At 55.4% G+C, this 21,735-nt stretch carries 26 protein-coding genes; 17 read left to right on the forward strand and 9 right to left on the reverse strand.

Annotated elements, in window-relative coordinates:
* Positions 1–177: 177 nt before the first annotated feature.
* Positions 178–642, reverse strand: a complete 465-nt coding sequence (locus VQ830_RS01525) for an RT0821/Lpp0805 family surface protein (RefSeq protein WP_438617149.1) — start codon at positions 640–642, stop codon at positions 178–180.
* Positions 643–701: 59 nt separating this feature from the next.
* On the opposite strand from VQ830_RS01525, the gene pdxH reads away from it, so the two are divergent.
* Positions 702–1,325, forward strand: a complete 624-nt coding sequence (gene pdxH, locus VQ830_RS01530; protein WP_337266288.1) for a pyridoxamine 5'-phosphate oxidase — start codon at positions 702–704, stop codon at positions 1,323–1,325.
* 43 nt (positions 1,326–1,368) lie between these two features.
* Here the strand turns inward: pdxH and VQ830_RS01535 are convergent, their stop codons facing one another.
* On the reverse strand, positions 1,369–2,403 hold the full coding sequence (locus VQ830_RS01535) for a polysaccharide deacetylase family protein (RefSeq protein ID WP_337266289.1): 1,035 nt from the start codon (positions 2,401–2,403) through the stop codon (positions 1,369–1,371).
* Positions 2,404–2,712: 309 nt separating this feature from the next.
* On the opposite strand from VQ830_RS01535, the gene VQ830_RS01540 reads away from it, so the two are divergent.
* Positions 2,713–4,029, forward strand: coding sequence for a serine hydrolase (locus VQ830_RS01540; protein ID WP_337266290.1), 1,317 nt, complete (start codon positions 2,713–2,715; stop codon positions 4,027–4,029).
* 120 nt (positions 4,030–4,149) lie between these two features.
* Complete coding sequence (locus tag VQ830_RS01545; RefSeq protein ID WP_337266291.1) at positions 4,150–4,455, forward strand: nucleoside triphosphate pyrophosphohydrolase family protein; 306 nt, start codon at positions 4,150–4,152, stop codon at positions 4,453–4,455.
* Positions 4,456–4,483: 28 nt separating this feature from the next.
* On the opposite strand, the gene VQ830_RS01550 is transcribed toward VQ830_RS01545, so the two are convergent.
* From VQ830_RS01550 to VQ830_RS01560, 3 genes are all read right to left on the reverse strand, one after another.
* The gene (locus VQ830_RS01550; RefSeq protein ID WP_337266292.1) at positions 4,484–4,978 is read right to left on the reverse strand and encodes a GNAT family N-acetyltransferase; all 495 of its coding nucleotides are present in this window, start codon (positions 4,976–4,978) and stop codon (positions 4,484–4,486) included.
* Positions 4,979–4,987: 9 nt separating this feature from the next.
* Entirely contained in the window at positions 4,988–6,403 is a 1,416-nt protein-coding gene (tldD, locus tag VQ830_RS01555; protein ID WP_337266293.1) for a metalloprotease TldD, read from the reverse strand.
* A gap of 177 nt (positions 6,404–6,580) precedes the next feature.
* Positions 6,581–7,180: an invasion associated locus B family protein gene (locus tag VQ830_RS01560; RefSeq protein ID WP_337266294.1), complete on the reverse strand. Its 600-nt coding sequence runs from the start codon at positions 7,178–7,180 to the stop codon at positions 6,581–6,583.
* On the opposite strand from VQ830_RS01560, the gene VQ830_RS01565 reads away from it, so the two are divergent.
* The 8 genes from VQ830_RS01565 (at position 7,179) to VQ830_RS01600 (ending at position 13,902) form a co-directional block, all read left to right on the forward strand.
* A complete protein-coding gene (locus VQ830_RS01565) occupies positions 7,179–7,409 on the forward strand; it encodes a hypothetical protein (RefSeq protein ID WP_337266295.1) in 231 nt (76 codons plus the stop codon). The genes VQ830_RS01560 and VQ830_RS01565 overlap by 2 nt on opposite strands.
* A 71-nt stretch (positions 7,410–7,480) precedes the next feature.
* On the forward strand, positions 7,481–8,374 hold the full coding sequence (gene coxB / locus VQ830_RS01570; protein ID WP_337266296.1) for a cytochrome c oxidase subunit II: 894 nt from the start codon (positions 7,481–7,483) through the stop codon (positions 8,372–8,374).
* A 14-nt stretch (positions 8,375–8,388) separates the two neighbouring features.
* Entirely contained in the window at positions 8,389–10,086 is a 1,698-nt protein-coding gene (ctaD, locus tag VQ830_RS01575) for a cytochrome c oxidase subunit I (protein ID WP_337266297.1), read from the forward strand.
* A gap of 58 nt (positions 10,087–10,144) precedes the next feature.
* Positions 10,145–11,098, forward strand: coding sequence for a heme o synthase (locus VQ830_RS01580; RefSeq protein WP_337266298.1), 954 nt, complete (start codon positions 10,145–10,147; stop codon positions 11,096–11,098).
* Complete coding sequence (locus VQ830_RS01585) at positions 11,098–11,235, forward strand: cytochrome c oxidase system small membrane protein (protein ID WP_497812702.1); 138 nt, start codon at positions 11,098–11,100, stop codon at positions 11,233–11,235. Before VQ830_RS01580 ends, VQ830_RS01585 begins: the two co-directional genes overlap by 1 nt.
* Positions 11,236–11,246: 11 nt before the next feature.
* Entirely contained in the window at positions 11,247–11,843 is a 597-nt protein-coding gene (locus VQ830_RS01590) for a cytochrome c oxidase assembly protein (RefSeq protein ID WP_337266299.1), read from the forward strand.
* 60 nt (positions 11,844–11,903) lie between these two features.
* A complete protein-coding gene (locus VQ830_RS01595) occupies positions 11,904–12,782 on the forward strand; it encodes a cytochrome c oxidase subunit 3 (protein ID WP_337266300.1) in 879 nt (292 codons plus the stop codon).
* 88 nt (positions 12,783–12,870) lie between these two features.
* On the forward strand, positions 12,871–13,902 hold the full coding sequence (locus tag VQ830_RS01600) for a glycosyltransferase family 4 protein (protein ID WP_337266301.1): 1,032 nt from the start codon (positions 12,871–12,873) through the stop codon (positions 13,900–13,902).
* Between the two features lie 33 nt (positions 13,903–13,935).
* On the opposite strand, the gene VQ830_RS01605 is transcribed toward VQ830_RS01600, so the two are convergent.
* Positions 13,936–14,586, reverse strand: coding sequence for a chloramphenicol phosphotransferase CPT family protein (locus VQ830_RS01605; protein ID WP_337266302.1), 651 nt, complete (start codon positions 14,584–14,586; stop codon positions 13,936–13,938).
* 132 nt (positions 14,587–14,718) lie between these two features.
* On the opposite strand from VQ830_RS01605, the gene VQ830_RS01610 reads away from it, so the two are divergent.
* The 6 genes from VQ830_RS01610 (at position 14,719) to VQ830_RS01635 (ending at position 18,912) form a co-directional block, all read left to right on the forward strand.
* Positions 14,719–15,102: a DUF983 domain-containing protein gene (locus tag VQ830_RS01610; protein ID WP_337266303.1), complete on the forward strand. Its 384-nt coding sequence runs from the start codon at positions 14,719–14,721 to the stop codon at positions 15,100–15,102.
* Complete coding sequence (locus VQ830_RS01615; protein WP_438617139.1) at positions 15,095–15,865, forward strand: SURF1 family protein; 771 nt, start codon at positions 15,095–15,097, stop codon at positions 15,863–15,865. Before VQ830_RS01610 ends, VQ830_RS01615 begins: the two co-directional genes overlap by 8 nt.
* A gap of 69 nt (positions 15,866–15,934) precedes the next feature.
* Positions 15,935–16,936 (forward strand): 4-hydroxy-3-methylbut-2-enyl diphosphate reductase, encoded by a 1,002-nt coding sequence (ispH, locus tag VQ830_RS01620; RefSeq protein WP_337266304.1) that lies wholly within the window; start codon positions 15,935–15,937, stop codon positions 16,934–16,936.
* Positions 16,937–17,070: 134 nt separating this feature from the next.
* A complete protein-coding gene (locus VQ830_RS01625) occupies positions 17,071–18,036 on the forward strand; it encodes a homoserine kinase (RefSeq protein WP_337266305.1) in 966 nt (321 codons plus the stop codon).
* The gene (gene rnhA, locus VQ830_RS01630) at positions 18,033–18,473 is read left to right on the forward strand and encodes a ribonuclease HI (protein ID WP_337266306.1); all 441 of its coding nucleotides are present in this window, start codon (positions 18,033–18,035) and stop codon (positions 18,471–18,473) included. Before VQ830_RS01625 ends, rnhA begins: the two co-directional genes overlap by 4 nt.
* A gap of 130 nt (positions 18,474–18,603) precedes the next feature.
* Positions 18,604–18,912: a Dabb family protein gene (locus VQ830_RS01635; protein ID WP_337266307.1), complete on the forward strand. Its 309-nt coding sequence runs from the start codon at positions 18,604–18,606 to the stop codon at positions 18,910–18,912.
* A 56-nt stretch (positions 18,913–18,968) separates the two neighbouring features.
* On the opposite strand, the gene VQ830_RS01640 is transcribed toward VQ830_RS01635, so the two are convergent.
* The 3 genes from VQ830_RS01640 to VQ830_RS01650 are packed head-to-tail and all read right to left on the reverse strand — an operon-like array spanning position 18,969 to position 21,489.
* Entirely contained in the window at positions 18,969–19,871 is a 903-nt protein-coding gene (locus VQ830_RS01640) for a metal ABC transporter solute-binding protein, Zn/Mn family (protein ID WP_337266614.1), read from the reverse strand.
* Between the two features lie 11 nt (positions 19,872–19,882).
* Positions 19,883–20,755, reverse strand: coding sequence for a metal ABC transporter permease (locus VQ830_RS01645; RefSeq protein WP_337266308.1), 873 nt, complete (start codon positions 20,753–20,755; stop codon positions 19,883–19,885).
* A complete protein-coding gene (locus VQ830_RS01650) occupies positions 20,752–21,489 on the reverse strand; it encodes a metal ABC transporter ATP-binding protein (RefSeq protein WP_337266309.1) in 738 nt (245 codons plus the stop codon). The genes VQ830_RS01645 and VQ830_RS01650 overlap by 4 nt, the downstream gene beginning before the upstream one ends.
* Positions 21,490–21,735 lie beyond the last annotated feature (246 nt).

A 21,735-nucleotide genomic window follows, 5' to 3' on the forward strand; every position in this document is an offset into this window, starting at 1 on the left:
GCGTTCCGGTTCAAAACGAAAGCGCGCGTTCAAGCGGAATGGTCGAGGAAAACTGCTAATCAGTCGTTAGCTGGCGGTCTTTCCGCACGTGTTCTGCCGGAAATGGTTAGCCTTTTGCTAAATATTGATTGATCGATGTTCATAAAGAAGGCCGAACGGGCTTGTTCGTGGCCTTCATCAACCCTGCTGCTGAAAACTCATCAGTTGCCAATTCCCGCTATTGACGAGACATGTCTTGCCAGCAAATTTCGCAATGCCAACATAAGAATGCCGGGTTGTCGTGAACTGCCGACAAATGACGCCGGAATCGTTATTCTCAACGATCTTGTCGATAACTCCAGCGCTTCCTGTCGAGGCATTGGCCCAGGCGAGCGGCTGGCCCGCCGTTTTGGAAATATCTGCTGAAGTGACAGCATTCCCGACCGTCACCTCGTCGGAAATCGAGTCACTGGTTGGCGCAGCTTGAGGAATGGTGGACGTTTTGACCGAACGATCTACCTGCGTGCGGGAGAACATGTCCAGGCCGCTCGTCGTGCACCCCGGCAGAGCGAGAACCGAGATACCCGCGACAAAAAGGACCCCATAGCCAAAAGGCCGGCCATTTTTATGGAGAAACCTCTTTTTAATGACTAGTCTCCTCAGTGCTGTCCAGTTACGTGCGGCTGGGCAAATCAACTTAAACCCGAGGCATTTGAACTAATATGTCGGAAAACGAGTTAACAACCGGTGACTTTACCGATCGAAACGAGCCTTTTGCTATTTTTGCAGATTGGCTGAACGAGGCTCAAACTTCGGAAATCAACGATCCGAACGCTATGGCCTTGGCGACGGTGGACGAAGAGGGTCTTCCCAATGTCCGGATGGTTCTGCTGAAGGGATTCGATCATCACGGCTTCGTCTTTTACACAAATTTTGAAAGTCAGAAAGGCCGAGAAATCCTCGGACAGAAAAAAGCTGCTCTTTGCTTCCATTGGAAGTCGCTACGGCGGCAGGTTCGGGTGAGAGGACCCGTCGAGATTGTTGCCGATGACGAGGCCGATGCCTATTTCCAAAGCCGTCCGCGCGGCAGCCGCATAGGCGCGTGGGCATCCAAACAATCTCGCCCTCTGGAAAGCCGGTTCGCATTGGAAAAGGCGGTTGCCGAATTCACGGCCCGCTACGCTCTCGGGGAAATTCCGCGTCCGCCGCATTGGTCTGGGTTTCGTATTCGCCCGACCTCAATCGAGTTTTGGAAGGATGGAAAATTCCGGCTCCATGATCGGATCGAGTTTCATCGTCCTGATCCTGCGTCGGGTCATTGGGACAAAGTCAGAATGTACCCATAGGGCTTGCGCCGCTCGATCGGATCAATCTGAGCAGGAGGAGTGCTCAGCGGCCCATCAATTTGAGCGGTATGCCGGAAGCAAGGGCGGCGACATAGCGGGGTCTTTGATAAAGGCCGTTGATCGACATGCGTGGCAGATAAGTCATCGCGGCTTTGTCGTTGATGATCCCAGGCTGTGTAGTCACGGCAAGTTTGAAACCGGCCTGGGCGGCAAGTCCGCCGTCCCGTTCGGTTGCAGCTTCCTTCGTCCCATAGGGAAATGCAATCGAACTGGGCCGACGCCGGGTCAGGCTCTCAAGGTAATCTGCGGATGCCTGCATTTCCTGAAAGGCATCTGCCGGCGGTAATCGGCCAACAGCGCGATGCGACATCGTGTGCGCTCCGAAGTCCACCAGCGGATGTTCGGCGATTTGCCTTAACTCCAGCGGTGTCATGACGAGGTCGTCAACAAGGGATATGGGTTCAATACCGCATCGAAGAGCGAAGGTATCAAGCTGCGCCACACGCTCAGCTTCGTTACCTGCATGGACAAAGCCCGCAAACCGAGAAAATAGATTGGTCTTTTCCGCTGATGTTGTGGCCTGCAGTTTCTCCAGGCCCTCGCCAAAGTCGAATTGAATATCGCTTGTTTCATTGAGAAGCTTGCTCAGCGTCTCCCACCACAGGCTATGAGTGCGCTCTGCGAGCCCGCCCGCAATGAAGATGGTGAACGGGCATTCATGCCGTTCAAAGATCGGGGTCGCATACTGTTTGTTGTTTTTGTACCCGTCATCGAGCGTGAAGACTGCAAACGGGTTCTGCGCATCGGCCTTCGAAAGATAATCAGGAACCTCTTGCAGCCTGATAAACCGATAGCCATCCGACTTTAGCCTACCCAGTAGGCAGTCTAGGAATTGCGGCGTGATTTCAAGATGCGCATTTGGATTGAAAGTGCGCTCGATATGTGGCCTCACATGATGAAGCGTGAAGATAACGCCGCGGCCGCGTGCCTTTGAGAACGTGTTTAGCTTGTGAGCGAGATGCGAAATCTCAAGCCCGGCAGTGATTGCCGTCAGCCGCATGCGCTGTTTCAGTTCCATTATCGTTCTCATCATCTCTGGCTTTATGTTGATTTACCCAAAGATCGCTTAAGAGTGCCTAATGACACAGGTCGAGGCTGGTCATTCGTTCTGCGGGATGGGATTTCGACAAGCGCTTCGCCGGGTCTAACCACCGAGAAACGCTTGAGTTGAATGTTTCTTTGTGCGCCATTAACCCGGACTTAACCTAACCCGCAGAAATTCCCTATGATTCATCTCCGTTGCCGCAAAGTTGCGCCATATCGACCGCATGTGTTGCAAAACGGGACAAGCATGTTCGGCAACTTGCCGGCGATCGAGGGAAAGTGCATGAGAAAGCTGTTGGCTGCGTTGATGACTGCTGCAATGACGATTGCCGCACCCGTTATGGCCTCCGCCGGCAGTGCCTCGCTCATTCTCGATGCGCGCAACGGCAGAATTCTGGCATCTGAAAATGCAGATGCCATCAATCATCCCGCGTCATTGACGAAAATGATGACGATATACATGGCCTTTGATGCCATGAAGCGTGGCAAGCTCGGCTGGAATACGCCGATCACGGTGTCGAAATATGCTGCGACGCGTCCGCCGACAAAGCTCGGACTGAAACCAGGCGGCACCGTGACGGTCCGTGAAGCGATCCTCGGTATGATCACGAAGTCGGCGAATGACGCAGCAACGGCACTTGGCGAAAAACTTGGTGGATCGGAAAGCGACTTCGCGCGCCTGATGACGCAAAAGGCGCGCTCTCTCGGTATGACCCGCACAGTTTTTGTCAATGCATCCGGGCTGCCAGACAATCGTCAGGTGACGACGGCGCGTGACATGTCGACACTTGCTGTTGCCTTGATGCGTGATTTTCCAAGTGAATATCGTCTTTTCTCGACGGAAAGCTTCAATTTCCGCGGACGGACCATTCATGGCCATAACAATCTGATGTACCGTTATCGGGGCATGGACGGGATCAAAACCGGCTATACGAATGCGTCCGGTTTCAATCTTGTCAGCGCTGTCAGGGACGGGAACCGCCGCGTCATTGGCGTTGTCATGGGTGGACGAACTGCACGTAGCCGTGACGCCTATATGGCTTCCCTTCTTGACCGCTACATGAGCCGGGCTTCTGCCGGCTCTTCTCTGGTCGCGAGCGTCGGAGGCCGTCGTACTGTCGAAGTTGCTTCCGCAGCAGAGGACAGCGATGTGCCGATGCCGGTCGTTGCGCCGCGTCTTGAGGAAACTACGACTTCTCCTCAGCCAAAGGCTCTTGGCTATCTTTCGACTGCCGCTATTCCCCAGGGAACCGTTCCCCTAGACCGCCCCGCGGATCTACCGGAAATCGCCTCTGCCAAACCATTTGCGGCGGTCGATAGCGATGCGACGGGATCTCTTTCTTCAGTAGCCGGCTGGCAAATTCAAATTTCGGCCGCACCTAGCGAAGATGCAGCCCATGCCCTTCTTTCCCAGGCGCAGTCTGAAGGTGGAGCGGCCCTGAAATCCGCGTCACCCTTCACGCAGTCGGTCGGTTCCGGATCTCGCAAAATCTATCGCGCGCGCTTCGTTGGCTTCAAAAGCCGCGAAGCTGCCAACACGGCGTGCGAAGCGCTCAAGCGCCGTTCCTACGACTGCATGCTGTTGCCCAGCAAAGGCTAATGGCGACGGCTTGCTTTTACTCAGCAGCGATGCCGTGTCCGCTTGCCGCAGCGAGCAGGCGAACCCGCTGGACGATCAGACAGGAATCGGTCACTCCTTGAGAATAAAAGGAGAACGAAAATGCTTGCTCAGTTGTCCAGCCAATTCGAATTGGCTTCCAAATCCTATGCCGAAGCCTACGAGATCATGCGCGACGATGATTGGTTTATCCTGCAGCTTCAGGAGGAACTGGGGGAACTGGTTCAAACTTGGAACAAGTGGACGGGCAGGGGCCTTCCGAAAGGCAAGTCGCGCGACGAACTATCACGCGCTCTCGCCGATGAAACGGCTGACCTGCTCGGTCATGTTCTTTTATTCGCACGTCAAAACAATCTCGATCTCGCACCGGCCATTGAGCGCAAATGGAAGTTTAAGCCGGTCTGCTAGACGTCCGTCTTGCAGGAAATCGAGACGGTCAGGCCTGGATGTGGCGATGATAGAACTTGCTGTCGACGGCCATCACGGCGAAACTGCGTGGCAGCTTTTCCCGCCCGATTTCGACAAAGCCGTTCTTTTCATAAAAGCGGTGTGCCGCCAGGAAATGCTCTGTCGTACCCAAAAAGATATCGCGCAACTGACGAGCGTTCGCGTGCAGAAGCAGCGCATCCAGAAGCTGGCGCGCGATGTTATGCTGCGGCCCGCGCATCGCCTCCAAAACGAACATCTTTCGTAAAGCCGCCTGTCGTTCGCCGATGTCTTTGAGACCCAAGGTACCGACGATTTCTCCGTTATGCTCTGCCACCCAGAACTGGCCGTCACCCGTCTGATAGAAGTCGGGGATAACCCGCAAGTCCGGCTGGGCGTCGGCGGTAATCGGTACTGAGAATTCATCACGCTGGATGGCAAGGATCATCGAAATGACACTATCCGCATCGGCTTCAACAAATGGGCGAATGGTGATCTCGGTCATTGACGCTCCCTAGGCTTTCGTACCGCCAACAGTAACTTGGTCCATTCGCAAATGAGGCTGACCCACGCCGACAGGTACCCATTGGCCAGCCTTGCCACAATTGCCGATACCCGTATCCAATTTGGTATCATTGCCGATCATCGACACGCGCTTCATTGCATCGGGACCGTTACCGATCAGCATGGCGCCCTTGATAGCAGGTCCGATCTTCCCATCTTCTATGAGGTAGGCCTCGGTGCATCCAAACACGAACTTTCCAGAGGTGATATCCACTTGGCCACCACCGAACGACACGGCGTAAATGCCCTTCTTGACGGAGGCAATAATCTCCTCCGGTGTCTTATCGCCGCCGAGCATATAGGTATTCGTCATTCTTGGCATCGGCACATGGGCATAGCCTTGTCTGCGACCGTTGCCGGTCGCGGCCATTCCCATCAAGCGCGCATTTTGGCGGTCCTGCATGTAGCCGACCAGCCGCCCGTCCTCGATCAGGACATTGTAGCCAGATGGCGTACCTTCATCGTCGATGGAAATGGAGCCTCGCCGAGCGTCGATGGTCCCATCGTCGACAACCGTCACGCCCTTAGCCGCTACCATTTCGCCTAGCAAACCGGCAAAAGCCGAGGTCTTTTTACGATTGAAGTCGCCCTCAAGACCGTGGCCCACGGCTTCATGCAGCATGACGCCAGGCCAGCCTGAACCGAGAACGACGTCCATCGTGCCCGCCGGCGCATCGATTGCTTCGAGATTGACCAGTCCTTGACGCAACGCTTCATCCGCGCCAGCCTGCCAGTTGTCTGTCGCGATAAACTCGGAAAAACCCGTCCGTCCGCCTATGCCGTAGGACCCGCTTTCCTGACGGTCGCCGTCTCCGACAACCACGGAGATATTCAGGCGCGTCATGGGTCTGATGTCACGCACGCGGTGGCCATCGGCACGTAAAATATCCACCACCTGCCAACTTGCCGCGACGGATGCCGTGACCTGCCGCACTTTTTCATCCTTACTGCGAAGATAGCCGTCGATCTCCGTCAACAGCTTAACCTTTTCTTCGAAGCTCGGAGCCCCGATCGGGTTCTCGTCGCTGTAGAACTTGCGGTTCGTGGGCTGCGGTGCTGCCGAGTAGTTGCCTGAATAGCCGCGAGTTACCGCACCCACCGCATCGGAAGCGCGCTTGAGAGCGGAAACAGAAAGTTCACCAGCGTGCGCATAGCCAACCGCTTCGCCGGCCACGGCGCGAAGGCCGAAGCCTTGATCCGTGTTGAAGCTACCACCCTTCAGGCGGCCATTGTCGAACATCAATGACTCAGCCTGCGCATGTTCAATGAAAAGCTCTCCGTCGTCGGCGCCCGAGAGTGATTCTGCGACCAGTCTGCGCAGGGCAGCTTCGTCGGCATCGAACAGGGTAAGCAGGTCGGTATTCATCGCATGCTCCGCAGCTTCCGGAAATCCGTGCATATCTCGCCGAAGGCTCCGGCGGATACGATCCTATGTTCGATGTAGGCTGCCTTCGGCCACAGAACAAGCTGCCTCGAGCCGAAATGCACGGCGGACATTGTCCGGCGCTGCATTTCTTGTTTGCTCAACTATTGTTGGTCAGGCTCAGGGCAGAGCGTCGTAGCCTTCCGCGAAGCCTTTAAGGTCAACCGGAATGCCGATACCTTCCTCCGGTGTCTGGAAGACGATGAAGGTTGCACTGGCACCGCTGCGCAGCGTCTTCAACAGCTCGTCCTCGAGAACCACTTCCGCATAGCAACCATCCGCAAAGCAGCGGACGAAGTAGGCGCGGCCAATATCCTTGCCGTCTACGTTAAGGCCAAGACCGTTAGGCAGCAGGACGCCAAGGGGAGCGAGCACGCGCAATATTTTTGACTTCCGATCAGCAGTCTTCAGAACTACCACAGAAAGCCCGACCTCCGGCCGATCCTCAGCGATGACGTTCTGCATCAGAGCGCATTGTTCAGTAGACGCGCCGGCGGGCTTGTCGCAGACAATCGACCAAGCGCCGTGATTGGACCGGACCGTTCCCGGGGCCTGAGGTTGCGCCTGGCCCGGCTTCACATCCTCCACGGGGGGCTGTGCGCCGCCAGATGGAGGCGCCATCTTCGATGGGGCCGACTGCGATTGCGCCCAGACCGGATTTGCTGCGGCGACAAGGCCTACAATCAAAAGAAACGACCTTGCGAGGGAAGGAAGACCCATGAAAACCTCTGGATATCGAATCGGTGCCGTATTCTTGCAGGCAGCCATCAAAAACGAAAAGCCATGCCAGCACAAACTGGGGAGTGCGGCAGAAATAGGACCTTGTCAACGCTTTGTCGCAATCTCCCAGCGGAAGAAAGCTGCTTTCCAAAGCGGTTTCTTATGCAAACAGGCAAAAATGCCGCATCACCATCTCTTCTGTTCTGTTGCGGTCGGTTCTAAACTATGATTTGAAACGGGAGAGAGGATGGCGAGATTCTGTGTCGCGTTGCGCAGCGTCGGAGCTTGAGGGAGAGACGTGTGATTAAGAAGGCTTATGCGGGTTTGACCGCGCTGGTCTGTCTTCTGTCCGCTACGAGCGGACATGCCGACCAACCGACCCCATGGGGAATGACGATGCAGCCGGCGGCAACGCCGATCATGCGCGAGAACACTTGGTTCGAGCACTATACGCTCTGGTTCATCGTGCCGATCACCTTGATGGTGTTGCTGCTCTTGATTGTCGTTTGCGTGCGTTTTCGCGCCAGCGCCAATCCTGTGCCGTCGAAGACGAGCCACAACACCGTGATCGAGGTCATCTGGACCGTGGGTCCCGTGCTCGTGCTGCTTTTCCTCGCTGTGCCTTCCTTCAATCTTTTGACAGCCCAGCTGACCTTACCTGAAAATCCGGATGTGACGATCAAGGCCACCGCAACGCAGTGGCAGTGGAATTATGAGTATGAGGGCAGCGGCGAGACGCCAGTTGCTTTCGATTCCTACCTTCTGAAGGATCCGGACCGTGCAAGTGCCGGCAAGACGGATCTTGCGACCTATCCACGCCTTCTCGCGGTGGATAATGAACTCGTATTGCCTGTTAACCAGACAGTTCGTGTCCTCGTGACGTCGGCGCCAACGGACGTGATTCACTCCTTTGCCATGCCTTCCTTCGGTATCAAAATCGATGCCGTTCCCGGTCGTCTGAACGAGACTTGGTTCCGCGCCGAGCGTGAAGGTCTGTTTTACGGCCAGTGTTCAGAATTGTGCGGAAAAGATCATGCCTTCATGCCGATCGCGATCCGCGTCGTTTCTGAAGACAAGTATAGGCAGTGGCTAACGGCTGCGGCCAAGGATCTTCCAGGAGCATATAAGACGCTGATGGCGCAAACCGGACCGACGGCCCCGTCCGTTGATCTCGCTGAAAATACGGCTCGCTGAGGGGAGATCTCGACATGGCTGGAACTTCCACACATCACGACCTTCGTGAAGTCGTCCACGGTGACGGTGCGCACGCTTCAGGCGGCGATCATTCTCATACGCCCGGTTTTATGGATCGTTGGTTCTTTTCGACCAACCATAAAGACATCGGAACGCTTTACCTGATCTTCTCGATCATCGCCGGTATTGTCGGCGGGGCCCTGTCCGTTGCCATGCGCATGGAGTTGCAGGAGCCTGGAATTCAGATCTTCCACGGTCTGGCTTCGATGGTCTATGGCTATCAAGGCGACGCCGCGATCGACGGCGCCAAGCAGATGTACAATATGTTCACGACAGCGCATGCGTTGATCATGATCTTTTTCATGGTCATGCCTGCGATGATCGGCGGATTTGCCAACTGGATGGTGCCGATCATGATCGGCGCACCAGACATGGCTTTCCCGCGTTTGAACAACATTTCCTTCTGGCTGATCGTGCCGGCCTTCATCCTTCTGGTCCTTTCGATGTTCGTGGAAGGCCCTGCGGGAGCTTACGGTGTCGGTGGTGGCTGGACGCTTTACCCGCCGCTTTCGACCTCCGGCCATCCGGGGCCGGCCGTTGACCTCGCGATCTTTGCGCTGCACGTCGCTGGTGCATCGTCGATCCTCGGCGCGATCAACTTCATCACGACGATCCTGAACATGCGCGCACCTGGCATGACGCTGCACAAGATGCCGCTCTTTGCATGGTCCGTCCTGATTACCGCGTTCCTTCTCCTGCTCTCGCTGCCGGTCTTGGCGGGCGGCATCACGATGCTTCTTACGGATCGTAACTTTGGGACGTCATTCTTCTCGCCGGAAAATGGCGGTGACCCGATCCTGTTCCAGCATCTGTTCTGGTTCTTCGGCCATCCTGAAGTTTACATTTTGATCCTGCCTGGCTTCGGCATTATCAGCCACATCATCTCGACCTTCTCGAAAAAGCCCGTCTTCGGCTACCTCGGTATGGCCTATGCGATGGTGGCTATCGGCGCTGTCGGCTTCGTGGTCTGGGCCCATCATATGTACACGACGGGCTTGTCTCTCGATACGCAGCGCTACTTCGTCTTCGCGACGATGGTGATTGCAGTGCCGACCGGCGTGAAGATCTTCTCCTGGATTGCGACGATGTGGGGAGGCTCGATCACCTTCCGCACGCCGATGATCTGGGCAGTGGGCTTCATTTTCCTGTTTACCGTCGGCGGCGTTACGGGCGTCCAGCTTGCTAATGCCGGTCTCGACCGTTCGCTGCACGATACCTATTATGTCGTCGCTCACTTCCACTACGTTCTATCGCTCGGCGCTGTCTTTGCGATCTTCGCGGCCTGGTACTACTGGTTCCCGAAGATGAGTGGCTACATGTACAACGAGTTCATCGGCAAGCTTCACTTCTGGGTGATGTTCATCGGTGTGAACCTCGTTTTCTTCCCGCAGCATTTCCTCGGCTTGCAAGGTATGCCGCGGCGTTATATTGACTATCCGGACGCCTTTGCTCATTGGAATTATGTCTCGTCGATTGGCTCTTACATCTCTGCCGTCGGTGTCCTTATTTTCCTTTTCGGTGTCTTCGAGGCTTTTGCCAAGAAGCGCGTAGCAGGCGACAACCCATGGGGAGAGGGAGCAACAACGCTGGAATGGCAATTGCCATCCCCGCCGCCCTATCACCAATGGGAGCAGCTTCCTCGCATCCGCTAGGAACAATTCATGCACCGGCTGCTGGAGTCGGTGCATGAGCTAAGCACTGGATAGAAGAATGACGGTAATCGACAATCATGATGCGCTTTTGCAAGAAGGCGATCTCAGCCTTTCCGAAGCCGGCGCTCGTGATTACTTCGAGCTCCTGAAACCACGCGTTATGTCGCTGGTGGTTTTCACGGCCTTTGCCGGCCTCGTGGTTGCCCCAGGCCACATTAATCCCGTCCTCGCCATCATTGCGATCCTGTGTGTTGCCGTGGGAGCCGGAGCATCGGGCGCGCTGAATATGTGGTATGATGCGGATATCGACGCAATCATGACGCGGACGTCGCGCAGGCCAATTCCCTCTGGTCGTGTGAGCCCGCAGGAAGCGCTGGCTTTTGGCCTAGTGCTTTCCGGATTTTCGGTTGCGATACTTGGCCTCGCAGTGAACTGGCTTTCTGCAGGCATTCTTGCCTTCACAATCTTTTTTTATGCCGTCATTTACACAATGTGGCTTAAGCGCTCGACCCCGCAGAACATCGTGATTGGGGGTGCTGCCGGAGCTTTTCCGCCCATGATCGGTTGGGCATGCGTGACAGGAACGATCACGATCGAGAGCATTGCGCTCTTCCTCATCATTTTCCTTTGGACGCCGGCCCATTTTTGGGCATTGGCTCTATTTAAGATGCGTGACTACGAGGCTGTCGGTGTTCCGATGCTGCCCAATGTAGCTGGCGAACGGACGACCAAAAATCAGATTTTGGTTTATGCGGTTTTGACCGTTCTGAGCGGGATTTCTCCTTCCTTGCTCGGTTTTGCGAGCCTTGGCTATGGTTTGGCTGCAGCCGTGCTTGGTGCGGGTTTCCTGCTCTGTTCGATTGGAGTTTGGCGCATGGCTGATGGCGACCAGAAGATGGTCCCTGCCAAGAAGCTGTTTGCCTACTCCATCGTCTATCTATTTGCGATCTTCTCTGCGCTTATGCTCGATCATCTCGCTGGCGTTCTAATGTCGGCGGGAGGTGCCGCATGATTGAAACCGTGAAGCTGACCGAGGCCCAGCGCAAATCCCGGCGCAACCGAAATATAGCCCTGGGAATTGTACTAGCGGCTATGGTTTTGCTTTTCTACGCGATTACCATCGTAAAAATGTCGGCATGGCACGCTTAGGGGGATAACAGGTGGAAAAGCAGACGCATAAGCCTCGCAATAACGCCGCCGTTGTTTTGATGTGTCTGTCTTTCGTCGTCGGCATGGGCGCTGCGACCTATGCTGCCGTTCCGCTTTATCGATTGTTCTGTCAGGTCACAGGTTATAACGGCACGACCCAGCGGGTAGAGCAGGCCTCCAACGTTATTCTCGACAGGAAAATGCGCGTCACGTTTGACGCGAATGTGGCACCTGGCCTGGAATGGGACTTCAAACCAGTTCAGCGCGAGGTCAATCCTCGTATCGGCGAGACCATCCAGGTTGAGTTTACGGCCGTCAATCGCTCGGATCAGCCACAATATGCGCAGGCGATATTCAATGTGACGCCTGGTGAGGCAGGAGCCTATTTCAACAAGGTTCAGTGCTTCTGTTTCAACGAGACCGTTTTAAAGCCCGGTGAGAAATTGACGATGCCGGTCGTGTTCTACATAGATCCTGAGATCACCAAGGCGGTTGAATCGAAGGATATACATACGGTGACTTTGTCTTACACTTTCTACCCGAAAGAAGCACCAAAACCGGTTGCATCGTCGGCTGAAAAGAAAGACGGTCATCAGAAGAGTCTTTGAGGAGGCGTGTCTTCGGCTTTTGCCGGAGACCGAAACAGGAAAGAACCGGGGGGTCCCGTTATGGCGGATGCGCATCAGAAGAACCACGACTACCACATTATAGCGCCGAGCCCATGGCCATTGATGGCCTCGATCGGTGCGCTGGTCATGACATTTGGCGGCGTAGGTTACATGCGCTATCTCAATGGCGGATCGCTGCATCTCTTTGGGATCGAATGGGCGACACCCTGGATCTTTTACATAGGCCTCGCCGTCATCCTTTACGTCATGTACGCTTGGTGGGCCGATACGATCAAAGAAGCCCATGAGGGTGCGCACACCCCGGTTGTCGCGCTTCATCTGCGCTATGGCATGATCATGTTCATCGCTTCCGAGGTGATGTTCTTCGTGGCATGGTTCTGGGCCTACTTCGACGCCAGCCTGTTTCCTCACGAAACCATACAAGCATCGCGCTTTGCCTATACGGGCGGCCAATGGCCACCGAAGGGTATTGAAGTTCTCGATCCCTGGCACTTGCCAATTTACAATACGGTGATCCTGCTTTTGTCTGGCACCACCGTTACCTGGGCACACCACGCTCTGCTCCATAATGACCGCAAGGGCCTCATCCAGGGTCTGGTGCTGACGATCATGCTAGGGGTGCTGTTCTCCTGCGTCCAAGCTTATGAGTACGCACACGCGCCTTTTGCGTTCCGTAACTCGATCTACGGTGCAACCTTCTTTATGGCGACCGGTTTTCACGGTTTTCACGTTTTGGTGGGAACCATCTTTCTGCTTGTCTGCCTGATCAGAGCTTTGAACGGTGCCTTTACGCCAAAGCAGCATTTCGGCTTTGAAGCTGCAGCCTGGTATTGGCACTTCGTCGACGTCGTCTGGCTGTTTCTGTTCTTCAGCATTTACATTTGGGGCGGCTGGGGTGCGCCCGTCGCTGCCGGCTAACGCAGAGCCTCAAGCCTTTATGTGTTCCAAAAGCGCCGTGCTTCCTCATTGGATGCTCGGCGTTTTGTTTTAGAGATCTCAGCTAATCATGACAATTTTCTATTTCATCAGCGACGATTACGAGCGCCGCACCGGTGGCTATGTATATAACGAGCATCTGGCCAGCTGGCTTGACGCAGACGGTTCGTTTCGCCGTCTCACGGTCCCCGTTTGCTTCCCCGAACCGGCAATAGAGACGAAGACAGCCGTCAGAAGTCTCTTTGCAAAGATCGGCTCGCAAGACCTCCTGGTCACTGACCATATTTATGGCTGCATGTTTTTAGATCTGCTCCAAAATAGACAGTTTCGGCTTGTCCTGATTTTCCACCATTCGCTTGCCGAAGAGAATAATACGGGCAAAAACCAGCGAGATGTCGAGCGGGCAGCATTGTCGCATGCGGATCTCGTGATTGCGACCTCCACCGAAAGTGGCAACTATCTTGCTCGGCATTACGACATTTCTTCCAAGAAAGTGGTCGTCGCGTTGCCAGGCAATGAAAAGCCGGAGATCACCGAAAAGCCGGCTCCCGGCGCAGGGCTATGGCGGTTCCTGTCTCTCGGGGCTGTTATTCCGCGCAAGCGCTATGAGTTTGCTATCGAGGCCCTGGGTGGATTGGCATCACGCAACTGGCACTTTGCGATTATCGGCAACACAACGCGTTATCCCAATTATGTAGAGATGCTTGAGGAACGCATCGAGCAATATAGTCTTTCGGGTAATGTTGAGTTTACCGGCGAACTTTCGGCAGAAGAACTCGAACAGCGTTGGCGCAAGGCCGACCTTTATCTCGCGTCTTCAGCCTATGAGGGCTACGGTATGTCGATCTCCGAGGCGATGTGCCGGGGACTGCCGGTCATTTCCACCGCGTCCGGCGCCGTCGCTGGATGGGCAGGTGAGGGCGCAATTATCCTGCCCGATGACGTTCCGGCATCGATGACCAAGGCGATCGTGCGTTTGACTGAAGAGCGTGGGCACTACGAACAGGCACGACAGGCTGCGATTGCCATGGCGCGGACGCTGCCAGGTTGGGATGAAACCATGCGCAAGGCGGGCTCGGCCATTCGCGACCTGAGCCCTTAAGCATAGCTTGAGCAAGTTGAGGCGCGCTCCGGCTTAGAGGCTGCTTTTGGAAGCGGCAATCCGTTCTGCGGCTGATGGCGACGGGATACCGCGCTGCAGACGCTCTGCGATCAATGCAGCACATTCATCTGGCGTTAAACGGGATGTATCGACTTCAAGGTCATAGACGCCGGGGATATGAACGGCCTCCTGCCATAACCGTACCGGTTCAGGGATGGTGCTCGCATCGCCGCCAACGTGATAAAGTTCCTCTCTCCCCGGCTGAGGAATGGCGCGTCGCTGCATGACCTCGTCGAGCGGGCATCGTACGCCGATAAGGAGAACAGGAAAGCCCTCGAGCCGACGCAGGCTATCGCGCAGTATGCCCAATGGCTGCGAGTAGTGATCGTGGTGCCCGATGTCCACGACGACATTTAGTCCGAGCCCCGCATGGGCGGCAACGGATTCGTAAAGCGCTGCATAAAGATAGGGCAGCACATCTTCAATATCGGGGCGCTCGCCGCCCGGGCGCAGACCAATACCAGGACGCAGGCGCTCGGGCGTCATTTCGTAATAGGCATCGACGCCAAGGTTTATCCACGGTTCCGAGGCGCTTGCCTGCATGGCCTTGGCGATGCTTGATTTGCCGCTTCGAGGTGCGCCATTGAGAATGACGATTTGAGCGCTGTGAGCACGAGTATCCATAAAAGCTTTTTCTTTTCGTTATTCAATTTAGGCGCGAATCGCTGCGCGAAAATCGCTCATGGCATTCCTGATGACAAGCATCTATGAAAGAATGATGCCGTACATACGGCGCTTTTGGAGGAGAGGAATCACATGAGCGGCGACGACGATAGCCGTTTTGCGCCGGTCGATCCGGTCAAGACCGGACTTCGTGGACTTTGTCCGAGGTGCGGGCAAGGTCGGCTCTTTTCCGGCATGCTTAGTCTCGCGCCGCGCTGTAATGCCTGCGGGCTGGATTATGCATTTGCCGATGCAGGCGACGGACCTGCGGTTTTTGTCATTCTTATTGTCGGCTTCATAATTATCGGGTCGGTTCTTTGGGCTGAGGTGACGTACTCGCCCCCCGTCTGGCTTCTTATTCTTCTTTTCGGTCCCTTGACGGTCATTCTTTGTCTCCTGACCCTGCGCTGGATGAAGGGTCTTCTGATCGCGTTACAGTTTCGACATAAGGCGCAGGAAGGCCGCCTCAGTGAATAAGCTTTTAGATCAGACAGTCCCGCCGATCGAAAAAAGGTCTGATCGGCGAAGCGTTCTTGCGGTCATCGGTGTGATCGTCGGTCTTGTCATTCTGCTGTCGCTCGGCACCTGGCAAGTCGAAAGGCTTCACTGGAAAGAAGGCCTTCTGGCTGACATTGCGGCTCGTCTCGCAGCTGAACCAGTCGAGCTCAAGCAGATCGAGCGATTGCATGAGAAAGGAGATGATATCGAATACAGGCGCATGTCTGTTTCCGGCCATTTCCTGAATGATCGGGAACGACATTTCTTCGCAACATGGCAGGGACAGACTGGCTTTTACGTTTATACGCCCCTTGAACTTCAGGACGGGCGCTACCTCTTCGTCAACCGCGGCTTCGTTCCCTATGAGAAGAAGCTTTCGCAGACACGACGGGAGGGCGAGGTCGAGGGCCAGATAACCGTGACGGGCCTTGCAAGGAACAAGCTTGCCGGGAAGCCCTCGTGGATCGTTCCGGACAATGATGTCGCCGGCGATATTTTTTACTGGAAGGACCTCGATGCCATGGCCGCGAGCACCGGTCTCGAAGCCGCGCGCGTCATCCCGTTTTTTCTGGATGCGGACGCAACACCTAATCCGGGCGGATTACCGGTTGGCGGCGTGACCCAGATTGATCTGCCAAACAATCATTTGCAGTATGCCCTGACCTGGTATGGGCTTGCCGCAGCGTTAGCAGCTATGGCGGCGGTCAGTTGGTTTCAGCGCAGGCGGCGAGCGGAGCCATAATCATAGCGTGGCTTCAATTCCGGCCTATATTGGGATAGACAGCCGCAATTGGAATTGATCGGGAACGAGATGACTATCGCTGCCAAACCTCCTTTGACCATCAGGCTCTGTGGACCACGTGGCTTTTGCGCCGGTGTCGACCGCGCGATCCAGATCGTTGTGCTTGCTTTGAAAGCCTATGGTGCTCCGGTGTATGTTCGTCATGAGATCGTCCATAACCGTTACGTCGTTGAAGGGCTGGAAGCGAAAGGCGCGGTCTTCGTAGAAGAGCTGGGCGAAATTCCAGAAGAGCATCGTAGACAGCCAGTTGTCTTCTCAGCCCACGGCGTGCCGAAGTCTGTCCCCGCTGATGCAGATGCGCGCAACCTCTTTTATCTCGATGCGACATGTCCTTTGGTATCAAAGGTTCACAAACAGGCGATCCGTCACCATCGCCAGGGCCGGCATGTTGTTCTGATCGGCCATGCCGGACATCCGGAAGTCATCGGGACGATGGGCCAGTTGCCCGAGGGCTCGGTGTCCCTGATCGAAACGGTAGAAGATGCCGAGACATACGCGCCTACCGATCCGAACAATCTCGGCTATGTCACGCAAACGACGCTTTCTGTTGACGACACAGCTGGTGTCATCGCCAAGCTGCAAGAGCGCTTTCCGGCGCTGACAGCGCCGGCTGCTGACTCCATCTGCTATGCGACGACCAATCGGCAGGAGGTCGTCAAACAGGCCGCGCCCGGCTGCGACCTTTTCCTCATTGTCGGCGCGCCGAATTCGTCAAACTCAAAACGGCTTGTCGAGGTTGCGCTTCGTGCCGGTGCCAAGAAGTCCCTGCTGGTACAGCGCGCATCCGAGCTTGATTGGGATGAAATCGGTCCGATTGCGACGGTAGGTCTATCGGCGGGAGCATCCGCACCTGAGGTTATCGTCAACGAGATTATCGAGGCGTTTCGCACCCGGTTCGCTGCCCGCGTCGAACTGGCAGAAACGGTGCAGGAAAATGAGCATTTTCTGGTGAACCGCGAATTGCGCAGCGTCGAACTAACCGCGGCAGACATGGCCTTTGTCAACGGCTGAATTATACCGCAAGAACAGGGCGTAAATCGCTGGGGACCATTGCGCCTTGAAAGTATCGACCTCTTGCCGTTTTTGTCGTCTGCAGGCAAAGCGTTGAACCATCGTCCGTCTTATCCGCATTGTGAGATTTCGTTTTGGCCGTTTACACCGATATTTCCGAAGATGACTTGAAGCGGTTTCTTGCGGACTATGATGCAGGCGAGCTCCTGTCGTACAAGGGTATTGCCGAAGGCGTCGAAAATTCCAATTTCCTGTTGCATACGACGCAGCACACCTTGATTCTGACGCTTTACGAAAAGCGTGTCGAGAAGAATGATTTGCCATTTTTTCTCGGACTGATGCAGCATCTTGCCGCGAAGGGCTTGTCTTGCCCCTTGCCCTTGAAGCGTCGGGATGGGGGGATGCTGGGTGAACTCTCCGGTCGGCCGGCCGCGCTGATTTCCTTTTTGGAAGGAATGTGGTTGCGCAAGCCGGAGGCAAAGCACTGCCGCGAAGTGGGCAAGGCGCTGGCCGCGATGCATCTTGCCGGCGAAAACTTTCCCATCCAGCGTGCCAATGCCCTGTCGATTGCTGGCTGGCGCGAGCTATGGGATAAATCGGAAGCGCGGGCTGATGAGGTGGAGACAGGCCTTTCGCAGGAGATTGAAACCGAGATTTCTTTTCTTGCCGAGCATTGGCCCTCGGAATTGCCGCAAGGGGTCATTCATGCAGATCTTTTTCCGGACAATGTCTTTTTTCTCAGTGACCGCCTATCCGGCCTGATCGATTTCTATTTTGCCTGCAACGATCTGCTCGCTTATGACGTTTCGATCTGCCTCAATGCGTGGTGCTTCGAGAAAGATGGTGCCTATAATGTCACGAAGGGCACAGCCCTTTTGGAGGGGTATCGCAGCGTACGGCCGCTAAGCGGCGATGAGCTTGCCGCTCTGCCGATCCTGTCCCGCGGCTCGGCACTTCGGTTCTTTCTCACAAGGCTATACGACTGGTTGACGACGCCGGCTGGCGCATTGGTCGTCAAAAAAGACCCGCTCGAATATTTGCGGAAGCTCCGTTTCCATCGGCAGATCTCCGATACGACCGAATATGGAATTTCCGCGTGAAGCAGGTTGATGTGTTCACTGATGGTGCCTGCTCAGGTAATCCCGGCCCAGGCGGATGGGGTGCGGTCCTGCGCTATGGCGAGGTCGAGAAGGAGCTGTTCGGCGGCGAGGCTGAAACGACAAACAACCGGATGGAATTGATGGCTGCAATCTCGGCGCTAACCGCGCTGAAAGAGGCTTGCCAAGTTAATCTCTATACCGACAGCGTCTACGTGAAGGACGGCATTTCCAAATGGATTCACGGCTGGAAGAAAAATGGCTGGAAGACCGCCGACAAAAAGCCAGTCAAGAATGCAGAACTTTGGCAAGCGCTGGAAGAAGCACGCAACCGGCATCATGTGACCTTGCACTGGGTCAAAGGACATGCGGGCCATGCAGAGAACGAGCGGGCAGATGAGCTTGCGCGTAAGGGCATGGAGCCGTTCAAAAAACGTTAGAACGCTTGCTGCTATGCCTTCATGAAAAAAGATGCTCTTGCTATCGCCTCTTAAGCGCAAAGATTTGGGAAAGCTTGTGTCTCGTTCGTTTCTCTCTATGCTCCCGCCGCAAAGAGAAGAGGAGATCTCGATGATCCTGCATTGCGTGTTTCTGCGGTTTAAGTCTGCTCTATCAGCGGACGAGAAGAAGGAGCTTCTGGAGGCTGTCAGTGGGCTGAAGGCGAAAATTCCGGGCATTGTCTCGGTTAGTTATGGCCCCAACGTTTCGCCTGAGGGACTGCATGGCGGGTTTGTCGATGGCTTCACGGTCACGTTCGAAAGTGTTGAAGCCCGCGATGCCTATCTTCCGCATCCAGACCATGTCGCAGTTGGCGAACGTCTGGTTGCGGCTACCGATGGCGGCCTCTCCGGCATCCTTGTTTTCGATCTGGAGATCTGACGAAGGGGACATAGGCGAAGCGGCGGCGCCTCTCAGCGCCGCCGCTTTCCATTCGATCAGCTGGACTTTGCCATGGCTGCTGCAAGCTGGTCGACGTTGTAACGGAACATTTTCTCGTAAGTCGGGGCCGGTCCCTTTGCAGGTGAGAGTGCCTCTACGTAAAGCTCGCCACCTGGTGTCGCGCTGGTTGCCTTTGCAATCTGTTTGACAAGGCGCGGATCGTTCGAATTCTCGAAGAAGTAGGTCTTCACTTTCTCTGTCTTGATCTGCTCGATAAGCTTCGACACATCGGCGGCCGAGGCTTCGCTCTCCGTCGAAATGCCCAACGGCGCAAGGAATGTCACCTTGTAGTCCCGGCCGAAGTACCCAAAGGCGTCATGGCTCGTCAGAACCTTTCGCCGATCCTCGGGGATCTTGTCGAGCTTCTCATGGGCGTAAGCGTCGAGCATATCCAGCTTTTTGTTATAAGCCTCAGCGCCGCTCTGGAATGCGGCTGCGTCGGCAGGATCTGCTTTAGCCAATGCCGTCTGGATGTTTTTAACCCAAACCTTGACGTTGGCTGGGCTGTTCCAGACGTGCGGATCGGTGATTGTTTTCCCGTCTTCTTCCATGGTCCGCAGGCTAACGCCTTCGGAAACCGTCACAGGTGTCCCTTTATAGCCGGAAGCGGTGATTAGACGGTCCATCCAACCTTCCAAGCCTTCGCCGCTGACGAACACGACGTCAGCAGCCTTGAGAGATTTGGCGTTGGCAGGCGTCGGCTCGAATTCATGGGGATCGCCATTGGGCGGAACAAGACTTGATACCTTCACATGATCGCCGCCGACTTGCTTCACAACGTCTGCAAGGACGGTGAAAGAGGCCACGACCTTTAGCTGTTCGGCCGAAGCGGGAAGGGCTGATGAGGCCGCGAAGGCAAGGGGAAGAGCCGCAGTAAGGAGCAATCGTCGTAGCATTATAAATTCTCCAATTATGCTTTGAGGTGGGAACGAGGAAAGGCGCGCCAGATCAGTCCTGAGGGCGCGAGAAAAATGGAAAAGCCATAGATGATCGCGGCGGTGATAATGATGCTGGGACCGGACGCGAGTTCAAAATGATAGGATGCGATGAGACCGAAATAGCCGGAAACGCCGGCGACAACAGCTGCTGTAACCATCATCTGCGGTAGGTTACGGGCCCAAAGCTGGGCGATCGCAGCGGGCAGCATCATCAGGCCGACGGCCATCAAGGTTCCAAGCGCCTGAAAGCTGGCAACGAGATTGAGCACCACAAGGAGGAGGAACAGAAAGTGATAGATTGCGCCTTTTCCCCCGACGGCGCGAAGGAAGCCGGGATCGAAGCACTCGACAACCAGTGGGCGGTAGATGAGAGCCAAAGCCAAGAGTGTCACGCATGTGATTGCACCGATCTGGTAAATGGCCGTCGCGTCGATCGCCAAGATCGTTCCAAACAAGACGTGCAGAAGGTCGATGTTGGAGCCGCGTAGAGATACGATGAGAACGCCGAGCGCTAGGGATGTCAGATAAAAGCTTGCAAAACTCGCATCTTCCTGCAGGACAGTGACGCGGCTGACAGCCCCGGATAGAAGCGCAACCGAAAGGCCTGCGACAAGCCCGCCTAAACCCATTGCAGTCAAGGACAGCGATCCAGCGATAAGGTAGCCGAGCGCAGCCCCGGGCAATACTGCATGACTCATGGCGTCGCCCACGAGGCTCATCCGGCGAAGAATTAGGAATACGCCGATAGGGCCGGAACCGAGGCCCAGGCATACGCATGCCACCAGAGCCCGCCGCATGAATCCATAGTCCACGAAAGGTGCGAAGAAGATGTCGTAAAAGGTCATGATGTCGGCTCACATACGCCCGCCGCATCGTCCCATTTTTCGGCCATGGCGCGTGCCCGAAGAAGGTTGGCGCCAGACATCACCTCCGGTGTCGCGCCCCATGCAATCAATTCGCGCGCTATCAGCAAGGTCTTTGGGAAGTGAGCGCGAACTTGCTCAAAATCATGGAGCACCGCGATAACCGTTCGTCCTTCGCCATGCCAGCGCGCGACGATCTCCAGGAGATCGGTCGTCGTTCGCGCATCGATCGCTGTGAACGGCTCGTCAAGCAAAATAACCTTGGCATCCTGGAGCAGAAGACGCGCGAACAATACGCGTTGAAATTGACCAGCGGACAAGGAACCCACGTGGCGTTTTTCAAATCCTTGCAGGCCTACTGCGCCTAGCGCCTCGACAGCTCGAACACGCGCTTGTCTTCCGATGCGTCCAAAGGCCCCGCTGGTGCGCCAGGCACCCAGAAGCACCGTATCCAAGACGGAGATAGGGAAACGACGATTGATCTCGCTCGCCTGCGGCAAATAACCGAGGTCGAGAGGCGCCAATCGATGTTCGACACGACCCGAAGCAGGTTTCAATTCGCCCATGATCGTTTTGAGCAGTGTTGATTTTCCGGCGCCGTTTGGCCCGGCAATAGCGGTCAAGCTTCCAGTATCGAAACTTCCGCTGACATGATGAACCGCCGGATGACGCTCATAGGCGACGGTCACATCTGCGAGACGTATTGCCTGGCTCATAGAAGGGCCACCGCCCAATAAATCGCAAGCCACAGGAGGCAAATAATAGCGATGATGGAAATGATACGTTCGGCCGCTGATCGCGATAACAAGCTAGCCCTGGACACAAAATTGACCTTCATGAAATGTAGCCGTACGTAATAACATTACGTGTTATGGTATAACAATTATGGCAAAAGAAAGGCTGTTTGCTGCAGGCGTTGACTGCATACAGACGAGCGGTGCGTACCGATCAGCTCACGATTG

Origin of the sequence: Oryzifoliimicrobium ureilyticum, from assembly GCF_037199735.1 — a bacterium.
Lineage (GTDB): Bacteria > Pseudomonadota > Alphaproteobacteria > Rhizobiales > Rhizobiaceae > Rhizobium > Rhizobium ureilyticus.